Source organism: Mesorhizobium sp. B2-2-3 (assembly GCF_006442405.1).
Classification (GTDB): domain Bacteria; phylum Pseudomonadota; class Alphaproteobacteria; order Rhizobiales; family Rhizobiaceae; genus Mesorhizobium.
Genome location: NZ_VFWC01000024.1, coordinates 1 through 17,786, shown reverse-complemented (window position 1 = coordinate 17,786; position 17,786 = coordinate 1). Strand labels below are relative to the sequence as shown.

8 protein-coding genes are annotated in these 17,786 nt (G+C 63.4%); 5 read left to right on the top strand and 3 right to left on the bottom strand.

Annotation, left to right across the window (positions count from 1 at the left end; genetic code table 11):
- Positions 1-115: 115 nt before the first annotated feature.
- The 5 genes from FJ951_RS28930 to FJ951_RS27715 all read left to right on the top strand — a co-directional run bounded on the left by FJ951_RS28930 (position 116) and on the right by FJ951_RS27715 (position 3,146).
- On the top strand, positions 116-319 hold the full coding sequence (locus tag FJ951_RS28930; RefSeq protein ID WP_246671803.1) for a sigma-70 region 4 domain-containing protein: 204 nt from the start codon (positions 116-118) through the stop codon (positions 317-319).
- Complete coding sequence (locus FJ951_RS27730) at positions 316-750, top strand: hypothetical protein (RefSeq protein WP_140518261.1); 435 nt, start codon at positions 316-318, stop codon at positions 748-750. The genes FJ951_RS28930 and FJ951_RS27730 overlap by 4 nt, the downstream gene beginning before the upstream one ends.
- Positions 747-1,148, top strand: a complete 402-nt coding sequence (locus FJ951_RS27725; RefSeq protein ID WP_140518260.1) for a periplasmic heavy metal sensor — start codon at positions 747-749, stop codon at positions 1,146-1,148. Before FJ951_RS27730 ends, FJ951_RS27725 begins: the two co-directional genes overlap by 4 nt.
- A gap of 125 nt (positions 1,149-1,273) precedes the next feature.
- Positions 1,274-2,389 carry a hypothetical protein gene (locus FJ951_RS27720; protein ID WP_246671800.1) on the top strand — a complete coding sequence of 372 codons (1,116 nt, stop codon included), beginning with the start codon at positions 1,274-1,276 and terminating at the stop codon, positions 2,387-2,389.
- Positions 2,382-3,146: an ABC transporter ATP-binding protein gene (locus FJ951_RS27715; RefSeq protein ID WP_140518258.1), complete on the top strand. Its 765-nt coding sequence runs from the start codon at positions 2,382-2,384 to the stop codon at positions 3,144-3,146. The genes FJ951_RS27720 and FJ951_RS27715 overlap by 8 nt, the downstream gene beginning before the upstream one ends.
- Before the next feature lie 442 nt (positions 3,147-3,588).
- On the opposite strand, the gene FJ951_RS27710 is transcribed toward FJ951_RS27715, so the two are convergent.
- The 3 genes from FJ951_RS27710 to FJ951_RS27700 all read right to left on the bottom strand — a co-directional run bounded on the left by FJ951_RS27710 (position 3,589) and on the right by FJ951_RS27700 (position 16,957).
- A complete protein-coding gene (locus FJ951_RS27710; RefSeq protein ID WP_140518257.1) occupies positions 3,589-4,125 on the bottom strand; it encodes an invasion associated locus B family protein in 537 nt (178 codons plus the stop codon).
- A 103-nt stretch (positions 4,126-4,228) separates the two neighbouring features.
- The gene (locus FJ951_RS27705) at positions 4,229-15,829 is read right to left on the bottom strand and encodes an autotransporter-associated beta strand repeat-containing protein (RefSeq protein ID WP_140518256.1); all 11,601 of its coding nucleotides are present in this window, start codon (positions 15,827-15,829) and stop codon (positions 4,229-4,231) included.
- A 231-nt stretch (positions 15,830-16,060) separates the two neighbouring features.
- Complete coding sequence (locus FJ951_RS27700) at positions 16,061-16,957, bottom strand: AraC family transcriptional regulator (RefSeq protein WP_140518255.1); 897 nt, start codon at positions 16,955-16,957, stop codon at positions 16,061-16,063.
- Positions 16,958-17,786 lie beyond the last annotated feature (829 nt).

The window sequence follows — 17,786 nt, the reverse complement described above, 5'->3', positions numbered from 1 at the left end:
GCGTCGACGCAGGGCGCTACGCAGTTTCATCGGGCTGGACGACGTAAGGGACGAAGTCGCTTCGCCGGAGGCGGATGCCGAAGCGACGACCGCGGCGCGGCAGGAACTGGCGATCGTGCGCGACGGGCTCTCGCGCCTGCCGGAACGGCAGCGCATGGCGGTGCTGCTCAGGGCCGTCGGCGACCTCGACATCGCGGCGATCGCCGAGGTGATGGGCAGCAGCGTCGGCTCGGCCGAGCAATTGCTTGTCCGCGGACGGCGCGCGCTCAGGGATCATTTGGCAATGGCGGCCGTGGGCCGCGAAAGGAAGTCCTCATGACACGGGACGAATTTGAACGATGCAGGCGCCGCTTCGGCGACACAGTCGAGGCATGGCCTGCACCCTTCCGCCAGCAGGCACTGGCCTTGATGGCAGCGGAGCGGAAGAACGATCCCGATGCCGCTCTCGACCGCCTCGTGCTCGAGGCGGCGCTGATCGATGGCGACGACCAAGAACTGGCACGCAATGTGCTGGCTCGCATCGAAGCCGGCTCGCCTGGCCCGTCCTTGTTGGCGCGCCTGCTCTTAAGTCCGACCGGGTTCGTAGCCTGCGCCGCTGCCGCGCTCGTGGCGGCGACGCTGGCCGGCTACCAGGTGGCGCGGCTGCAGGACGATCCGTCGGATACGGAGCTTCTGGCGTTGGCGTCGGGATCGTCATTGGCCGATGGCGGTGTTGTCGCGGATTATCCGGCAGAGGAGGGCTCGCTTTGAAGCGTTCCTGGACATGGACGGCGACGCTGGTGCTGCTCGCCCTTTCGCTCGCCGTCAACTTCTTCCTGGTCGGTTATGCCATGCACGGCCTGCGCCAGGGCGCGGCGGCGCGCGTGCTGTTGTCAGAGATTGCCGGCAGCTATCCGCCCGAGGTGAGGAAGGAGTTCCGTGGCGTGCTGCGCGACAACCGCGCGCGCACCTTCCAGGCACTGCGCGAACTGCGTGCCGCGCGCGCCAATCTGGCAGCGGCACAATCAGCCAAACCCTTTGACGAAGCGGCGGTGAAGGACGCGATGGCGGCGGTGCGCAGCGCAACGACCAACCTGCAGGCGACCATGCAGGACTATCTCCTGGCCGCGCTAAAGAATGTCAACGCCAAGGCCGCCGTGGGAGGTTGAGACGCGACGGCCCTACTGGCGGCACAATCGTCGCCGACCTATGTCGATATCCAACGGTCTGCGATCACGATGATGGAACAATGCGGCACGACAGGCTTGTCCTGACTCTGCTTCGGCGCGAGCTCTTGGCTGGCTTGCGCTCGATGCGCTGCCGCGACCTTGCCTGGATCGTCGCCGGCGGTGCGGCTCTGCTTGCCTATGCCATCGCTGACATCGTTCTCGCTTTGCAGGCGGCATCCGCGACGCTGCGGCAGGAGCAGGCGCTGTGGCTGCTTGGTTTGCCGGGCGCGCTTCTCATTCTTGGCGGCTTCGCTGGCAACGCGCTCGCCAGGCTTTGCTTGTCGCGCGCCTTCGCGCCGTTCCTGAAGGCGTTGCCGCTCTCTCTTCGGGAGCGCCGGCGCATGGCGACGGTGGCGATATTTGCGATGGGCGTTCCGCTTGTCGTGGCCGTCATGGCGGCGGTCGGTCTTGGCTGCGCCGTCATCGCAAAACCGCTGGCGCCGGTCTGGGGTCTGGGCGCCGCGATCCTGTTTGTCGCCGGCCTGTGGGCGGCAGCCGGCTGGCGGCTGCGCGGCCGGGACACGATCAGCCTCGACGACAAGGCCAGCCCGCTGGGCGATGGGCGTAGGCGCCGTCCATGGCTTGGTGCTTTCGACCGTTCGGCACCAGCCTGGCTCTCCAGCTGGGCCTTGGGCCTGCCGGCTGGCCATGTGCGCGCGTCCTGGCGACTGGTGGGGGCGGCCGTCTTCTTCGGTTTCGTCGCGGCCCTTTCCGCAGCAATCAGCCTCGTTCATCACGACGCCGTGCCAGCGGCCATGGCGGGCCTGACCGGCGGCTTTCTCGTCTTCATGCTGAGCGCGCGCTTCCATCCGCTCGGCTCGCCGGTACTGCGCACGGCTCCAATCGGCTTTGTCAGGGCGTGGCTGCGGCTGGCGCGGCTGCCCCTGCAATTGTCGCTTGCCTTCTTTCTCATGCCGGCAGGTGCTGCCCTGGCGGCGGAGCCATCGGCTTGGACGATGCCGCTCGCCAGTGGCTTGTGGCTGCTGGCGCTGAACGGCGCCTATGCGGTGTTCGCCGCCTATTTCATGACGGCGCCGTTCGTCGCCGTGCTGAGCTTCCTCAGCGCCATCGCCTACACCAGCTACGAATCGCTCGAATATGGGCGCACGGTGCTGATTGGCTTTGCCGCCCTTGTCCTGTTCCTATGGCACCGGGCGCAACGGAGATACCGCCATGGATAGCAGCGCCGATCCCGTCGAGATACTCGCGGTTCGCGGGCTCAGCGCCGGCTATGGGGGCCGCGCGGTCGTCAGCGACATCGATCTGTCGATCGACCGAGGCGACATCCTTGGCCTGCTTGGCGCCAACGGCTCGGGCAAGTCCACCTTGCTCAGGGCGATCACCGGCCAGATTCCGCCACTTGGGGGGACCGTGGCGATCGACAGGATCGACCTTGCCGGCGCACCGGAACGTGCCAAATCCGGTTTCGGTCTTGCCATGCATCCATCCGATCTACCGGTGGCGCTGACCGGGCGGCAATATCTTGAGCTCGTCGCCTCGATCCGCGGCTGCGCCGAAGACGACTGGCCTGGCGTCAATGTCGCTGACCGGCTCGGGCTCAACCGCTGGCTCGACCGACCAATCGCCGAATATTCACTCGGTACGCGGGCCAAGATCGCCATTGCCGCGGCTCTCCTCGGGGCGCCGCCGCTGCTGATCCTGGACGAGTCCCTGAACGGCCTTGATCCGCTTGCCGCCTTCGAGGTCAAACGCGTCATCCTTGCATTGGCGGCGAGCCGCCGCCAAGCCGTCATCATCTCCACCCACGTGGTCGAAGCGGTTCCCGGCCTGTGCAGCCGCGCGGTGCTTCTGGCCGAGGGCAGCATTGCCCGAGAGTGGGACGCCCGGCAGTTGGCCGACGCCAGCCACGCACCCGGGACCTTTGAGCTCCACGTTATGCAGGCGCTGTCGGAACCCATGAGCTGGCGAAGGAGGTAACGCGGCATATTTTGCCGAGAGGGGATGGCTTTCGGGTGACGTCTGCTTTTGGGTAATGGCAAAGGCATCCCGAACTGCCGGAATTGGGCGCATTGCTGCCATTCGGTAGAAGATGAATGCGGTTCAGCGAATGGCTGGATCAGTTTCTTGAATCAATTTGGGCGAACCGCTTCGTAGCCCATTGACAAATAACCATCATCTTAGTCGCCGAGGGTCAGCATTTTCTAGAGCGGTGCCTCAGTTCTAACCACAAAGAAGGTAATCATGCATTGTGACGATAGCGTTATGAGCGCGGCCGCATTGGTCACGAAAGCGGGTCGACCGCTTCGCCATGATCTGGAGGGAAGCTGACCTTGCATCCAGCTCAGCGCGATGCGGCTTAAATCAGTGGCAAGTAACGGCTTTCGTTAGGTAAGGAAACGGACAACCCAACAGAGAATCGTCACGCTCCAGCAAGAACGCTTAGCCTGTCCAGAGCAGGTGCGAGCCCTTTCAGCGATACGGACAAAGCGACGTCCTTCTGGTCGGTGCTTCTGACCTTGATCTTCAGCACCGAACCCGCCCGCAATGCGGCTACTGTTCCTTCATCGAGGCTGAGCGGTACGATGCAGCCGGCCGGCAAGCAGGTGGAGAAGCGCAGCGCCTCAAGGGGCTGGCTGTCATCGATCTGCAATGTGGCGCCGGCGTCGAGCATAAGCCCAAACGGAAGCACGACATTGCCCGCGAGCGTGGCGTCGCTGTTTCGCCTAAGCTCAACAGCCAGGATCCGCTGTCCGTTCTGCTGCGTCTGTTGCTGGGAGACACCGCACGCTACCGTTGATGTGCTGCTTTGACAGGTCAGGCTCCAGTCCTGGTAGCTCTCCTGGAGCGAAGTCGCGCCGCCTGGCAGCTTTGAAGTCACCTCTTGAGACAAGGCCGCGGTGCCCATCACCATCAAGCTGAGTGTTGCTGCTGCACTGGCCAGCGGGAATTTCCACATGCGCAATTCGATGACCTTTCATTACTCAGCCGGCGCCTTGGCCGGCCGACACATTTGATAAGCCGACCTTATAGTGATCGGCCGAACCATCACTTCGGTCCGCCTACCACTTGACGCTGAAGCCGAGCTTGGCGCCGATGGAGCGGCTGTCGCCGAACTCTTTCAGGCTCGACTTGGCGAAGGCCTCGCCGAAGACGGTGTAGCGGTCTTCGTTCCAGCTCAGTGATCCACCGACACCCAGCCCGCCCCATAGCGGCTGGTCGTGCTCGTGCAGCGCGGTGCCGGAGACATCGACGTCGTTGCCGTCCAGGAAGTCATAGTAGAGATTGGCGATGCCGTAGAGATGCGATCGGCTTACCCTTCCCTGAGCTCCTGTCCAGGCATCCTCGTAGTCGAGCGACAGGCCGGCACGGCCGATGAGCGTCTGGCTGCTGTCGAGCGACACTGCCGCATCGAACGGATCGGTGAAGCCGTCGAAGCGGACTGAGGAATAAGAGAGTTGAGCCTGCGGCGTCAGTGTCCATTTGCCCTGGAGCGCGAGCTTCTGGCCGGCTTCGATGCTCAGAGCATAACCGAACCCGTTATTGCCATTGGCAAGTTCGCTGCCCAGCGTGGCGGACTTCAGGTCGCTGTCATACCACGTCACCTGGGCCTGGGCGTCGGTGTAGAAGCCATTGTCACCATACCAGGTCAGCGTGCCGCCGAAGCCATAGCCGGTGGCATCGATGGAGCCGGCCCCATAGATCGAGGAGATGTCCGACGAGGCTGTACCGTAGTGGAAAGAGACACCGCCAAGCAGGATGCCGGTGGCGTCCTCATAGAGCAGGCCGTCGACGCCTGACTCCAGTCTCCATGTCGTCACGTCATAGTCCGAGACGGTGGTGGCGCTCTCGGGGCTCTGCCGCGTGTGGGCGCCCTCGATGCGGGCCCAGATCGCGTTCTGTGTGGGAACGCTGCCGATCTCGTCGGCGCCCTGGGCGGCACCCACCCATGAACGGTTGCCGACGCGCTGCTGCAAAGTGCCCAGTTCGTTCAAGCTCTGCAGGACACCCGGATAGGCCTCATAGATTGGCACGGCCGGCGAATAGAGCGGTCCCTGTGGGCCGGTCGGGGTGGTCAACGCCGAGCGCAGATACCAGTCGCCGTCGCTCGGCGTGCTGACGCCATTCTTATAGAGCCGGTAGGCATAGGCGCCGCTGACCACGGCCTGGTCGCCTTGGAAGACATAGTCGCCGGCAAGCGAGAAGGTGCCGGCCGAGCTTCCGCCCACATCGATGATCTTGATGCCTTCCACCGTCTGCGCCCCTGCCCCGCCGACATTGGCGACCGCAAGAATGCCGGTGCCGGAGGTGTTGCCATGGATGACGACCTTGTCGGTGGTCGAGGCATCGCCATCGAGCGCTGCATTGAGGAAGATGGTTCCACCATTGCCGGTGTAGTCGCCATCGATGGTCAGCGTCGTGCCGGGCGCGGTGCCCAACCGCACTGACCCGGCATTGCCGAGCGAGGCCACCGTCTGGTTGAAGCCGCCGAGATCGAGCGTTGCACCCGAGGCAACCGTGTATGCCGATGCGGCGCCGAGCGCATCCACCGCACCCGCCGCCAAGGTGCCCTGCTGCACCGAGGTCGGACCGGCGAAAGCGGAGCCCCCCGAGGTCAGCACAAGGGTTCCTTCCCCGGTTTTGGTAAATAAACCCGATCCGGTCAGCGCGCTGTTCAGAGTCAGTGTCGTGGCGGCCGCGGTGGAGACCGTGCCGGAGCTCATCACATTCACCGCACGCGAGGTGGCAAAACTGTTGGTCGTGCTCAGCGTGCCGCCATCAAAGCTGAGCCCGCCGGCGGTATCGCCCAGATTGGCGTCGGCGGAGACCTGTAGCGTGCCGCCATTGATCGCGGTGCCGCTGGTGTAGCTGTTGGCGCCGGTCAGGACCAGCGTGCCGCGGTCGAACTTGACCAGTTGCGCATTGCCCGAAAGAGCCGACGCGATCGTTGCCGTCATCCCCGCCCCGGCCGCCGTGCCGTCACCGACGACGATGCTGCTGGACGGTCCGGTGAGCGCGATGCCGCCGCCCTGGACACTATAGCCACCAGTCATGAATTGCATGCCGGAGGCCGTCACCTGGCCCAAGCCGTCGTCCACAGTCACCGTGCCGGCTTGGCCGGCAAAGATGGCGAAGGAGGCGTCGGCGAAGGGAGCATTGACCGTGCCCGTCTCATTGGCCCAGTTGTCGTTGCCCGCCGAGGTCTGCCACACGCCGTCGCCGCCATTGATCACGCCATTGTTCTTTGGGCCGGCATTGCCGTCCCAGTAGTTGAAGGTGAGGCCCTGTGTGTTGACGAGGTTCACCTGGTGATCGATCGAGGTCTGGATCGAATAGCCCGTGGACGGGATCGTGCCCACGACGAGGCCGTTGTTGGTCAGCGACCCGTCATAGCTGAAGACGCGGTAGACGCCGGGCCCGAAGGTACCGCCCGCGCTCGCGCTGACATTGAGGATGCCATCGAGGACGAGATTGCCGCCGACCGTCGTAAGGTCGTTGAGAGCCCCGCCGACGACGCCCGCTTCCCCGAAGGAATAGTTGAGGACAGAGCCGCTGGACAGGTTGAGGCTCCCGGCGATCGCCAGCGTGCCCGGCGTGCCGTCGGCCGAGCCGGGCGACAGCGTTGCACCATCAGCAACCGTCACATCGCCGCCGATCGAGCCCTTGCCGCCGATAGTCGCACCGCTGGCAACCGAAACTGCGCCGGTTGCCGCGCTGTTGTCGCCATCGATATAGAGGCCGCCGGCCGTCACTGTGCTCGGCCCTGCATAGCTGTTGAAGCCGGTCAGGGTGAGTGCTCCGACGCCCGTTTTATTGAAGCCGCCGGCGCCGGTGATCAGGCCCGAAAGGGTAAGGGCGGCATCGGTCTGGACAGTGCCGGTACCCGAAGTGAGAGTGACGTCGCGCCCCGAGGTGAATGCGGCGGTGGTCTGCAGCGTTGCGCCGTCATCCAGACTTAAGCCACCGGCGGCGGCGCCCAGATTGGCGTCGGCCGAGACCTGCAGCGTGCCACCCTTGATGGCCGTGCCGCCGCTGTAGCTGTTGGTGCCGGCAAGCACCAGCGTGCCAAGGTCGGTCTTCACCAACTGGGTGGCGCCGGTGAGACTCGAATTGATGGCTGTCGTGTAAGCGGCGCCGGCAAGGGTTCCATCGCCGACGCGGATAGTAGACTGCGGTCCGATCAACTGGATGTCTTGTCCCTGGACCACATAGCCGCTGGTGGCGAACTGCATGCCCGCGGCCTGAACCTGGCCATTGGTGTTGTCGACGAGGACCGTGCCTGCCGTCCCGGCGAAGATGGCAAAGCTGCCGTTCGAGAAGGCAGCGTTCAGGTCGCCGTCCGAACCGGTCCAGTTGTCGTCTCCGGCGGCCCGCCAGGTGCCGTCACCTCCGTTGACGACGTCATTGCTCTTCGGACCGGCATCGCCGTCCCAGAAATTGAGCGTCTGGCCGCTGATGTCGACGAGATTGACCTGACCCGCGATCGACGTCTGCACGACGTGGTTGGGCGACGTCGTGTCGAGCACATTATCGATCAGCGTGCCGTCATAGCTGATGACGCGATAGATGCCCGGTCCAAAATTGCCACCGGGTGCTTCCGTGACATTGATCGAGCCGTCGAGCGTCAGGTCACCATGCACGACGGTCAAGTCGTTGTAGGCGCCCCCGACCACACCCGCCTGGCCGAACGAGTAGTCGAGGTTCGAACCAATGGCCAGCACAAGACCGCCGTTGATGGTCAGCGTGCCGGGGGTGGTGCCGACATCGCCGGGAGCGAGTCTGGCGCCCGGAAAGAGGGTCACTAGGCCGCCGATAATGCCATTGCCGCCCAGCGTGCCATTGTTGACTAATGTCTGTCCGGTAGCGGCGCTCTGGTCGCCGTCGATGTAGAGGGAGCCACCAAAGACCTGCGTCGAACCGGCATAGGTGTTGTCAGCTGTGAGCACAGTGGTGCCCCCGCCTACCTGCGTGACTTGGCCACTGCCGGAGATCACACCGTTGAAGCTGTACAGGTCCGAGCGATCAAAACCCAGGTTCCCGTTGTTGACGACATCGCCCAGGATCGAGCCCGTTGTGCCACCGTTGCCAAGCTGCAGCGTGCCCTCCGAGATCGTCGTTCCGCCGCCATAGGTATTGGCGCCAGAAAGCGCCAGCATGCCGGTGCCATCCTTGGTGAGGTCACTGGCGCCGGTGACCGCGCCGGCCAGCGTCAGCACTGTCGCACCATCCGTGTCGAAGGTCCCGCCGCCAGCATTGAGCGTTACATTGCGCGCGGTCGTAAATGTGGCGGTGCTTCGCAGGGTGCCACCGTCGAGAGTGAGCATGCCGCTCGCATTGCCGAGATTGGCGTTGGCCGACACATCGATGGTGCCGCCATTGATGACCGTGCCGCCCTGGTAGCTGTTGGCGCCGCTCAGCACCAGCGTGCCGCCGCCCTCCTTGGTCAGAACGCCGGCGCCGCTCATCGTGCTGTTCAGCACCAGGCTGGTGGCACTGTCGGTGTCGAAAGTGCCGCCGCCGTTGTTGAGCGTCACGGCGCGCGCGGAAATGATATTGGCTGTGGTGTGCAGCGTGCCGGCATCGAGCGAAAGACCTCCTGAAGCGTCGCCGAGATTGCCGTCCGCCGAAACCTGCAGCGTGCCGCCGTTGATCGCCGTGCCGCCGCTGTAGCTGTTGGTCCCCGACAGCACCAGCGTGCCGAGGTCGGTCTTCACCAACTGGCTGGCGCCCGTCAGATTGGAAGCTATCGTGGCAACATAAGCCGCACCTGCCGCCGTGCCATCGCCGACCCGGATGATCGACTGGAGACCTGCCGGCGTGGGATCATCGACCAGAACGATGGAATTGCCTTGCACCACATAGCCGTTGGTGGCGAACTGCATGCCCGTGGCCTGGACTTGGCCGCCGGTATTGTCGACCGTCACCGTGCCGGCGGTCCCCTGGAAGATAGCGAAGCTGCCATTGGCGAAAGGTGCGGCGAACACGCCGGTGGCGTCCGTCCAGTTCTGGTCACCGGCGGCGCGCCAGGTGCCGCTGCCACCGTTCACCGCGCCGTTGGAATGGGGCCCTGCGTTGCCGTCCCAATAGCTGAGCGTGAGCCCGGCAGAATTGACGAGGTTCACCTGATGGGCCACCGAAGTCTGCACGACGTAGCTGGAATCGGTGACGTCGAGGCCGTTATCCGTTAGAGAGCCGTTGTAGTTTATGATGCGGTACACACCCGGACCCAGGTTTCCTCCCGGGCTCTGGGTTACGTTCAGCGTACCGTCGAGCGTCAGGTTGCCACCGACATTGATGAGATCGTTGAGCGGACCGCCAGGCACGTTTGCCTGGCCGAAATTGACGTTCAATTTCGCGCTGCTGGTGCTTAGCGATAGGTTTCCGTTGATCGTGAGCAAGCCCGGAGCATTGCCGCCATTGCCGGGGTTCAGTGTCCCCAGCACGGCGACGTTGCCACCGATCGTGCCGGTTCCTCCGAGAGTTCCAGCAAAACCGACCGAGATCTGCCCGGTGGCTCCGGATTGATCGCCGTTGATAAGCAAAGTGCCGCCGGCGACGCTGGTCGGGCCGGTGTAGCTGTTCGTGCCCGTCAGCGTCGTGACGCCGGTGCCCTGCTTGATCAGGTTGCCGGTGCCGGACATCGCGCCGGTGAATGTGTAATTGCTGTCCAGATTGAAGACGAGCGTGCCATTGTTCGCCACCGTCGGCGTCGCCAGAGCGCCGGCCGTCGCGCCGTTGCCGATCTGCAGGGCTCCTTGCGCGATCGTCGTGCCTGCGCTGTAGCTGTGATTGCCCGTCAGCGTCAGCGTGCCGGTGCCTTGCTTCAGCAGGCTCTCGAATCCCGTCACGTTGGCCGTGTCGAGGATCCGGCCTGTAACGGTGTTCACCTGCAGCGTGTCGCCCGCGCCGGTCTCGCCGCCGGTGCCGGCATTGACAGCTCCGGTGAGCACTCCGCCATCGTTCAGCGCCAACGTGTCGTTGCCGGCGCCGAGGTTCAGCGCTCCGGCGCCGGTGTTCAAGGTCCCCGACAGATTGACGATGTCACTGCCGCCGCCAAGATCGCCAGCGCCGCGCAGCGTGCCGCCATTGGCGATGTTGATCGAGCTCGCCCCTGCATCGCCGGTGATCGCCACGGGCGTGGCCCCGGCAGCCTGCACCGTGCCGGCGACGTTTAGCGTCGAGCCGGCATTCATGGCCAGCGTCGGCGTCGTCAACGTCTTGCCGGCATCGATCTGAAGCGCGCCGGCGTTCACAGTGGTGCCGCCTCCGCTCGTGAGATTGCTCGCAAGCTCCAACATCCCGGCGTCGACCCGCGTCGTGCCGCCGATACTGCTGTCGATCGCCGAGGTGAGCCTGGTCGTGCCGGTGCCGATCTGGGCAATGTTGCCGGCGCCGCTCAGATTGCCGGCAAAATCGAACGTATCGCTGCGATTGAAGGACAGCGTCGAGGTCGCGTTGGCGACGATGACGGTGCCCGCCCCCGCGTTGCCGGTTGTGCCGCCGTTGCCGATGATCAGGTTGCCATCGTTGATGACGGTGTTACCGGTGAAGGTGTTGTTGCCTGTCAGCACCCAGGTGCCGGAGTCATTTTTGGCGAGCGTGGTCACGCCGCCGGGACCATCGATGACTGTGCCGCCCATCGTGTTGAGGCCGGTATTTGTACCGCCAAGCGCCAATGTGCGGTTGCCCGACCCGGTATAGGCCGCCGACCCCGTATTGCTGAAGACGATCGCCCCTGTCCCGGAGGATTCGATGAAGCTGGTGCCCGTCGAGAGCGTGAACAGGCGATCGGTGGTGTCGCCGCTGCCGGTGTAACGCAACGTCGATCCGCTGCCTATCACCAGGTTCGACGCATCCTTGGCCGACATGCCAATAGAGCTCGCCTGGCCGCCATTGGCCATCTTGTCGACGGCTAGCACGCCGCCGCTGATGGTGGTGGCCCCAGTATAAGTGCTTGTCTGGTTCGCCAGCACCCATGTGCCGGCGCCCGCCTTGGTGAGCGCGGTCATCGCGCCGGACGGATTGTCGATGCGGGCCGAAAGTGTATTGTTCGCTGTGTTGGTGCCGGAGAGCGTCAGCGTGCGGGTTCCCGCGGCCGGAAGGGCAATGGCCGCCGTGCTGGTGAAATTAATTGCGCCAGTGCCCGATGCATCAAGACTGCCGCCGGCGCTACCCAGCGTGAACTGCCGGTCGGTGCTGCCGCCCGTCCCGATGTACTGCAGCGTGCCCCCGTTGAGGACGAGATTGGTCGCCGCGTTGCTCGACGCTCCGATCGAGCTGTTGCTGTTGCCATTGGCGAGGCTCGCGACGGCGAGTATGCCGCCATTAACAGTGGTCGAGCCGCCATAGCTACTGGCCGTGCCAGACAGTACTTGCGTGCGCGGACCGTTCTTCACGAGGCCACCCGTGCCGCTCATGATGCCGGCGAAGGTGAGGTTGAGCCCGTCACTCAGAGTGAGCGTCGCCGAACCGAACGTGACATCTCCGCTGCCCGCAAGGCCGGCCACGGTGTTGCTGAGATTTGCGAGGTCCAGCGTTGCGCCTGCGTTCACCGTCACGCCGCCCGTGCCGAACGCATTGGTCGAGCCGGCGCGCAGGATGCCCGCAGTTATGGTTGTGCCGCCGGCGTAGGAATTGGTTCCAGAAAGGACCAACGTGCCCGGGCCGTCCTTGCGGAGGGTGCCGGCTCCAATGACCTGGCCGCCAAACGACAAGGTCGTTGTCGCATTCGCCACGCCGACGCCACCGATACCGCCCAAAAGCTGGAAACCGCGATCGGTGGTCACCGAACCGCCAGTATAGTTCAGAGCACCACTGTTAAAAACGAGGTTGGTCGAAGCGTTGCCGGAGGCGCCGATGTCGCTCGCCAGTCCACCATTGGCCAGGCAGCCAACGTTCAATGTGCTGCCGCCCTGCAGGATGGTGGAACCGTTGTAGGTGTTGCCACAGCCACTGAACGTCTGGGTACCCGACGCAAGGGTAACACCGCCGGCAGCAGCGCCGCTGATCACGCCGCTGAACGTCCCACTACCGTTGATCGTAAGCCTTGCCGTTCCCAGAGTCACGTTGCCGGAGCCGCCGAGCGCGCCGACAGAGTTGCTGTTGTTAGCGAGATCAAGAGTCGCTCCCGTTGCAACGGTTATTGCCCCGGTGCCGAAGGCGCTGGTCGAGCCCGCCTGCAAAATGCCCGTGCTTACCGTGGTGCCGCCGGAATAGGTGTTCGTGCCCGACAGTACCAGCGTTCCGGGCCCTGTCTTGGTCAGGCTGCCTGGCCCGGTCGCGACGCCGCCCAGCGTCAGCGTGGTGGCGGCATTGCTCACCCCGATTCCGCCTGCCGAAGCGAGCGTGAAGCCGCGGTTGCTTGTCGCCGTGGCGCCGAGGTAGTCCAGTTTGCCGCCGTTCTGCAGGACGAGGCTCGAGGAGGCGCTGCTGGAGGCGCCGATGGAGCTGTTGACCCCACCATTGGCGAGTGTGGTGACGGCGAGCGTGCCGCCATTGACCGTGGTGTTGCCGGTATAGCTGTTGTTGCTGCCCGCAAGCGTGAGTGTGCCCGCCCCATCCTTGATGAAATTGGCAGCGTCGGGACTCACCACTTGCCCGGAGAAGGTCAGGTTGCTGGCGGCATTGGCAACGGAGATCGTGCCCGAGGTGTTGGCGCCGGAGCGGGCGATGGTGAAACCGCGGTCCGTGGAGGCGGTCCCGCCGGTATATTCCAGCGTCGCGCCCTGAATGACGAGGTTCGAGGGATCGTTCGACGCCGCGCCGATAGCGCTCGCCTGACCCGCATTGGCTACCGAATTGATGGAGAGAGTGCCTTGCGCCACCGTGGTGGCGCCTGTGTAGGTATTGCTGCCGGATAGCACCACCTTCCCCGTGCCAGCCTTTGTGAACCCGACGGCGCCCGTGTTATCGGCGATGGTCGAGGCGATGGTGAAGATGCCGGTACCGTTCTGCTGGATCCCGAGCACGCCGCCACCCAGTGTACCGGTCATAGAACCGCCGGTTATGGTCTGGTTGGCCGCTCCCACCGATGGCGCGACTATGATGGTGCCGTCCACGCCGAGTGTCTGGCCTCCGGCCACGGTGACCGTGGAATTCGCCGCCGCGGTGTATTGTAGGCCGCCGATCTGCAGGGTGCTGCCTACTGTTCCAAAATAGGGCGTGTTGGCGGCATTACCGGCGTCGCTGATGATTTCGTTGGCTTGCCAGGTCGAGGCGTCGTCCTTGTTGACGTAATCGGCCGAGGTAAAGGCAACGATGTTGCCCCCCTGAACCTTGGCATAGTCCGAGCCGTTGACGGTGGCCCATCCGCCCAGGGCGCCGTCGAGATTGCTAGTCGTGATCGCGCCTGTCGTCGGCAGCACGAAATTGGCAAGGCCACCTGTGCGGCTGATGCTGCCGAGAGTGATGGTGGTGCTGCCGCCGGTGCCGGAAGTGGCGCTGACTGTATTGTTGCCCGTCGTGATCGTGAGGCCGCTGAAGCTCTGGATGTTGGCCTCGCCAGCTGCACCTGTGACTTTGATCGTGCCGCCGTTCATGACGAGGCCGGAAGACGCGGAAATGATGTTGCTTGTCGACCCGCCGGCCGGCGAGAAGTCGAGCGCCAGCGTGCCACCGCCGACGGTCGTCGAGCCGGTGTAGGTGTTCGCGCCGGTGAGCGTCAGCGAACCTGCGCCGAGCTTGGTGAGGCTCCCACTGCCGGTGATATTGCCACCGTAGAAGTTGTTGACGCCAGTGCCTGAGTTGACGGTAAGTTCCGCGCCACCGAGCGCCAGCGTTCCGCCCGTGCCGGACAGCGAGGTTGTCGAAAGGTTGAATCCGTTAAGGTCCAGCGTGCCCGCGCTGGTAGTGATGCCGGTCGTCGTACCGAAACTCGACGCACTGCCAGCGCGCAATGTGCCCCCACTCACGGTGATAGTTCCCGTACGGGTGTTCGCGCCGGTCAGCACCCAGGTGGAGTTGCCGCTGCTGATAAGGTTGCCCGTGCCTGAGATCACGCCCGACATGGTATTGTCGGCACCTGTATAGCTGCCCCCGAGCGTCAGACTGTCTGTGCCGCCAGCGACGAAGGAGGCCGCCCCACTCAAAGTGAGGGCACCCAACCCGTCATTGCGGATGGTGGTGGCGCCGTCATACGTCCAGGTTCGGTTACTGGAGTTGCCGCCGCCCGTATAGCTAAGGGTGCCATTGTTGATCTGGATGTCGGCAACTCCAACGGCCGTATTGTCGTTCGTGCCGAGGGAACTGGCTGCTCCCCGGTCGGCAAGGCTAGAGACCTTCACCGTCACGGAACTGATGCTGTTGCCGCCGGTATAGGTGTTAGATCCGCCGAGCGTGATCGTGCGCGTGCTGCCTCCGGTGTAGGTGACGGTTGCGGTGTTGGTGCCGCTGATGGGACCGGAGAGGTTGAGATCGGCGTTGTTGGCAGCGAAGCTAACACCGAGCGGGCCTCCCTCAAGAGATATTGTGCCCGTCAGGGACAGGGTGCCGGTGCCCGCGTTGACCAGCGAGACCGGTGCGTTCGAGGACGGCTGAAGGCGGAATGTTCGGTTGGTTGTGTCCCCACTACCGAGATAGTTGTTCACGCCCCTGAGAAGGATATCGCCGCCGGAGCCGAGCGAACTCGCCTGGCCCGTATTCCTGACGGACGTGAATGAAACGGTTCCGGCCGTCCCGGGGGCGTTGGTTATCGTCGTGCCTGTATATGTATTGGCGTCGTTACTCATCGCGACGCCCCTGAACAGGGAGAGAGTGCCAGTGCCTGAGATCAGGCCGGATCCCACGGCACCAGTAAATGTGACGGCGCCGTTCAGGACGACTTGGCGGCTCGCGCTCAGGGCGCCTGTCGCCGTAAAAGTAGTGCCATCGTTTAGCGTGACGCTGTTGCTGATGTTGCCGAGAGCTGCATCCGAACCGACCGAGAGCGTTCCCCCGTTGACTATGACGCCACCCGTGAACGTGTTCGCGCCCGTCAGGGTGAGTACGGCCGCGCCCGCCTTTGTAAGCCCCGCGGTACCGGCAATAACCGAGCTGATCGTAGTGTTGCCGACTGCGTTGATCGTCGGCGTCACTCCGCCAAGCGTCAATGTGCTGCCAGCGATGGTGTAGCCGTTGACGTTGAAAATGAGACCGCCCGCCGTTATCGGCGCACCGAGCGTGACCGTTCCGGCTGTGCCCTGGAAGACGGCGTTATCCGGGGTGGCATTGTTCCAGGTCGTGAACGGGCCGGCCACATCATTGCCGGTCGTATTCCAGGAGGACGTGCTCGTGTCCCACGTTCCTGCCCCACCAATTCCAACGCCGCTGTTGTTAGCGTCCCAATAGAGATCCGCGGCTGCCGATTGACCTGTAGCCAGCCCCACAAGCAGCGCTGCAGGCAAGAGCACCGCGCGCCCGGTCCCTGCTGTCGCGGAAACGAGCTGCGCCAAATTTGGCGCGAAGCTCGCAGCCTCGCCTTTCCACTTGGTCATGCGGCCGCCGCGCAGGAGCTGCGAGAACATAGGCCGGTCAGCTCGCCTTGCCGGCGGCCCCTGATGACCCGAGCGCGCTTGGGAGGATGCGCGTCCGGGATGCTGGCCGTCGGTTTTCAGCCCCGGGTCGCCGGCAGCGTCGCCGCTATCCTTCTGGTCATGGATGGTCCCGCCGCAGGCCAACCCAGCCATGTATCCCCCTACATTAGAAAGTCATAATACAATGCATCCCGAGGAATCAGGACACTAGGATCAACATGGGCATGGAAAAGTCCGGACGTATTTCAAAAAGGTACGACGTTTGACAAAAACGTTCGACGCGCTTTGTGCCGATGGCACACTTCTACCGGAGTGTTACTGGAATATCACAACTCTTTATTGCGTAACACTAATATTGCCTTAACAGATGCCTGAAATCGTACGTCAGATTGAGGATCGAAAGCGGGTTGGCGTCGTGCCTCGGTATTTCCTCATCGCAGCCGTCAAGTGGCTCTGGCTGGAAAACCCGCTGAGATAGGCAACTTCCGCAATCGTCATGACTTCGTCCGAAAGCAGACGCGTGGCGTGATCGAGCCGCAGGTCCAAAAGGTAGCGATGAGGTGCCATCCCGAAGGTTCGGCTGAATGCTTGCGTGAAATGCTTGGGGGAAAGCTTTGCAAGTGCGGCCAGCTCGTCGACAGAGATCTTGCGGGTGAGATTGATGCTCAGGAACTTCTGAAGTTTCTGCGCGGACTGCCTGGAAAGGCCGCCCTTGAACTGCTCCGGTCCGCTGGTTCGTGTGGCATATGCGTGAAGCACGTGAGTGCCCAGGATTGCTATCAGCTGCTCGACGTGGAAGGGGCTTGCGCCCTCTTTCTTGGTGAGCTCCGCCTTGAGCAGTTGGGCGACACGCAACGCATTGTCGTCCCGCATGCCCAGGGGTGGAGGCGTCAGCTCCGTTTCCACTGGGCCAAATTGCTGCCTGGCCAGCTCTTTCAGACTGTCGCCTGGGTAGACAAAAATGGCGCTCTCCCGCGCCTGTGTTAGACGCAGCCGCGCCTCAAGATGTGCCGGCTTGATAATGATGCTTCCGGCGGCCGCGTCGTAGCGCTCGGCCTTGCCTCCCCCGAGGGAGGCACTCATGCCGGGTGCGGCCTCAAGACCGACATAGACAACGTGCTCACTCGCCTCGAAAGTATGTAGCCCTGGGGGCATGAGGGAATAAGTCGCCCTGCCCCGCTGCGTCGCTATCGTCCGCTCATCGGTTGTCGAACAAACAGATTGCAAGTCCAGTTCGGGTGGATCGAAGCCGGCATCCAGATCGTGCTCAGAAGAAGTCATGTCAGTCGGACTGTGTTACAGCGCGAGGCAGGAAGACATTCACGTTTCAATTAGTGAATCCTAATTTAGATAACGCCAAACTCCCATTCACCTGGTGAGCGCCGTCAGATTTCCCTGGAATGTGAACTATCCCCCGAAGGCCCGGTTCCCGGTCGCTCAATCTTGATTCAACTCAACAATGAGAAAACGGTCCTGTGCCACACCCGCAGCGGTTGTGGACCAGAGTTGAGCGTTGCTCTTGCTGTGATGGCAAGTGACCGTATCCCACACAGCCCAGGCTCATTCTGCCGACTTGATGCGTCTATGGGTCGACTGCGTCTTTCAACTGAATCCCAGTGAACGAGCTATGGGATTCGTTCGAGCGCCAGGCCGTCGAGTGGAATGCGGAAGAGACGCCTACAACGCTGCTCGGCGTTCTAGTGTGGCGGTCCAAGCAACGGTCGCTTCTTCTGTCGCACCCAGTTCGACCGCCGCTTAAACTTCCCGGCGAATTTGTTGGAGAAGCCGACCTGGCCGAACACCGGCCCGACCCCGCCCGGCCCGGCCATGGGCATGGGCATGGGCATGGTGGCGATCCGGCACTTGAAGCGGACAACTTCTATACCTGCAAAATCCGTGACCGGAAGCTCGATATGCGCGACCTGCGTCAGGTGATGTGTCATGAACTGCCCAGACCACGAGCCGCTCGAGATCGACTGACTCGGACCAAATCTTACGCGCAGATATTCTGTTATCGCGGGATATCTACCATCAGGGTTTTCTGGTAATATACTTCTTGGCGGACCCCAACCCGCTAGGCCGGCGCCCTATTAAAAGCCGGGTTTACCCC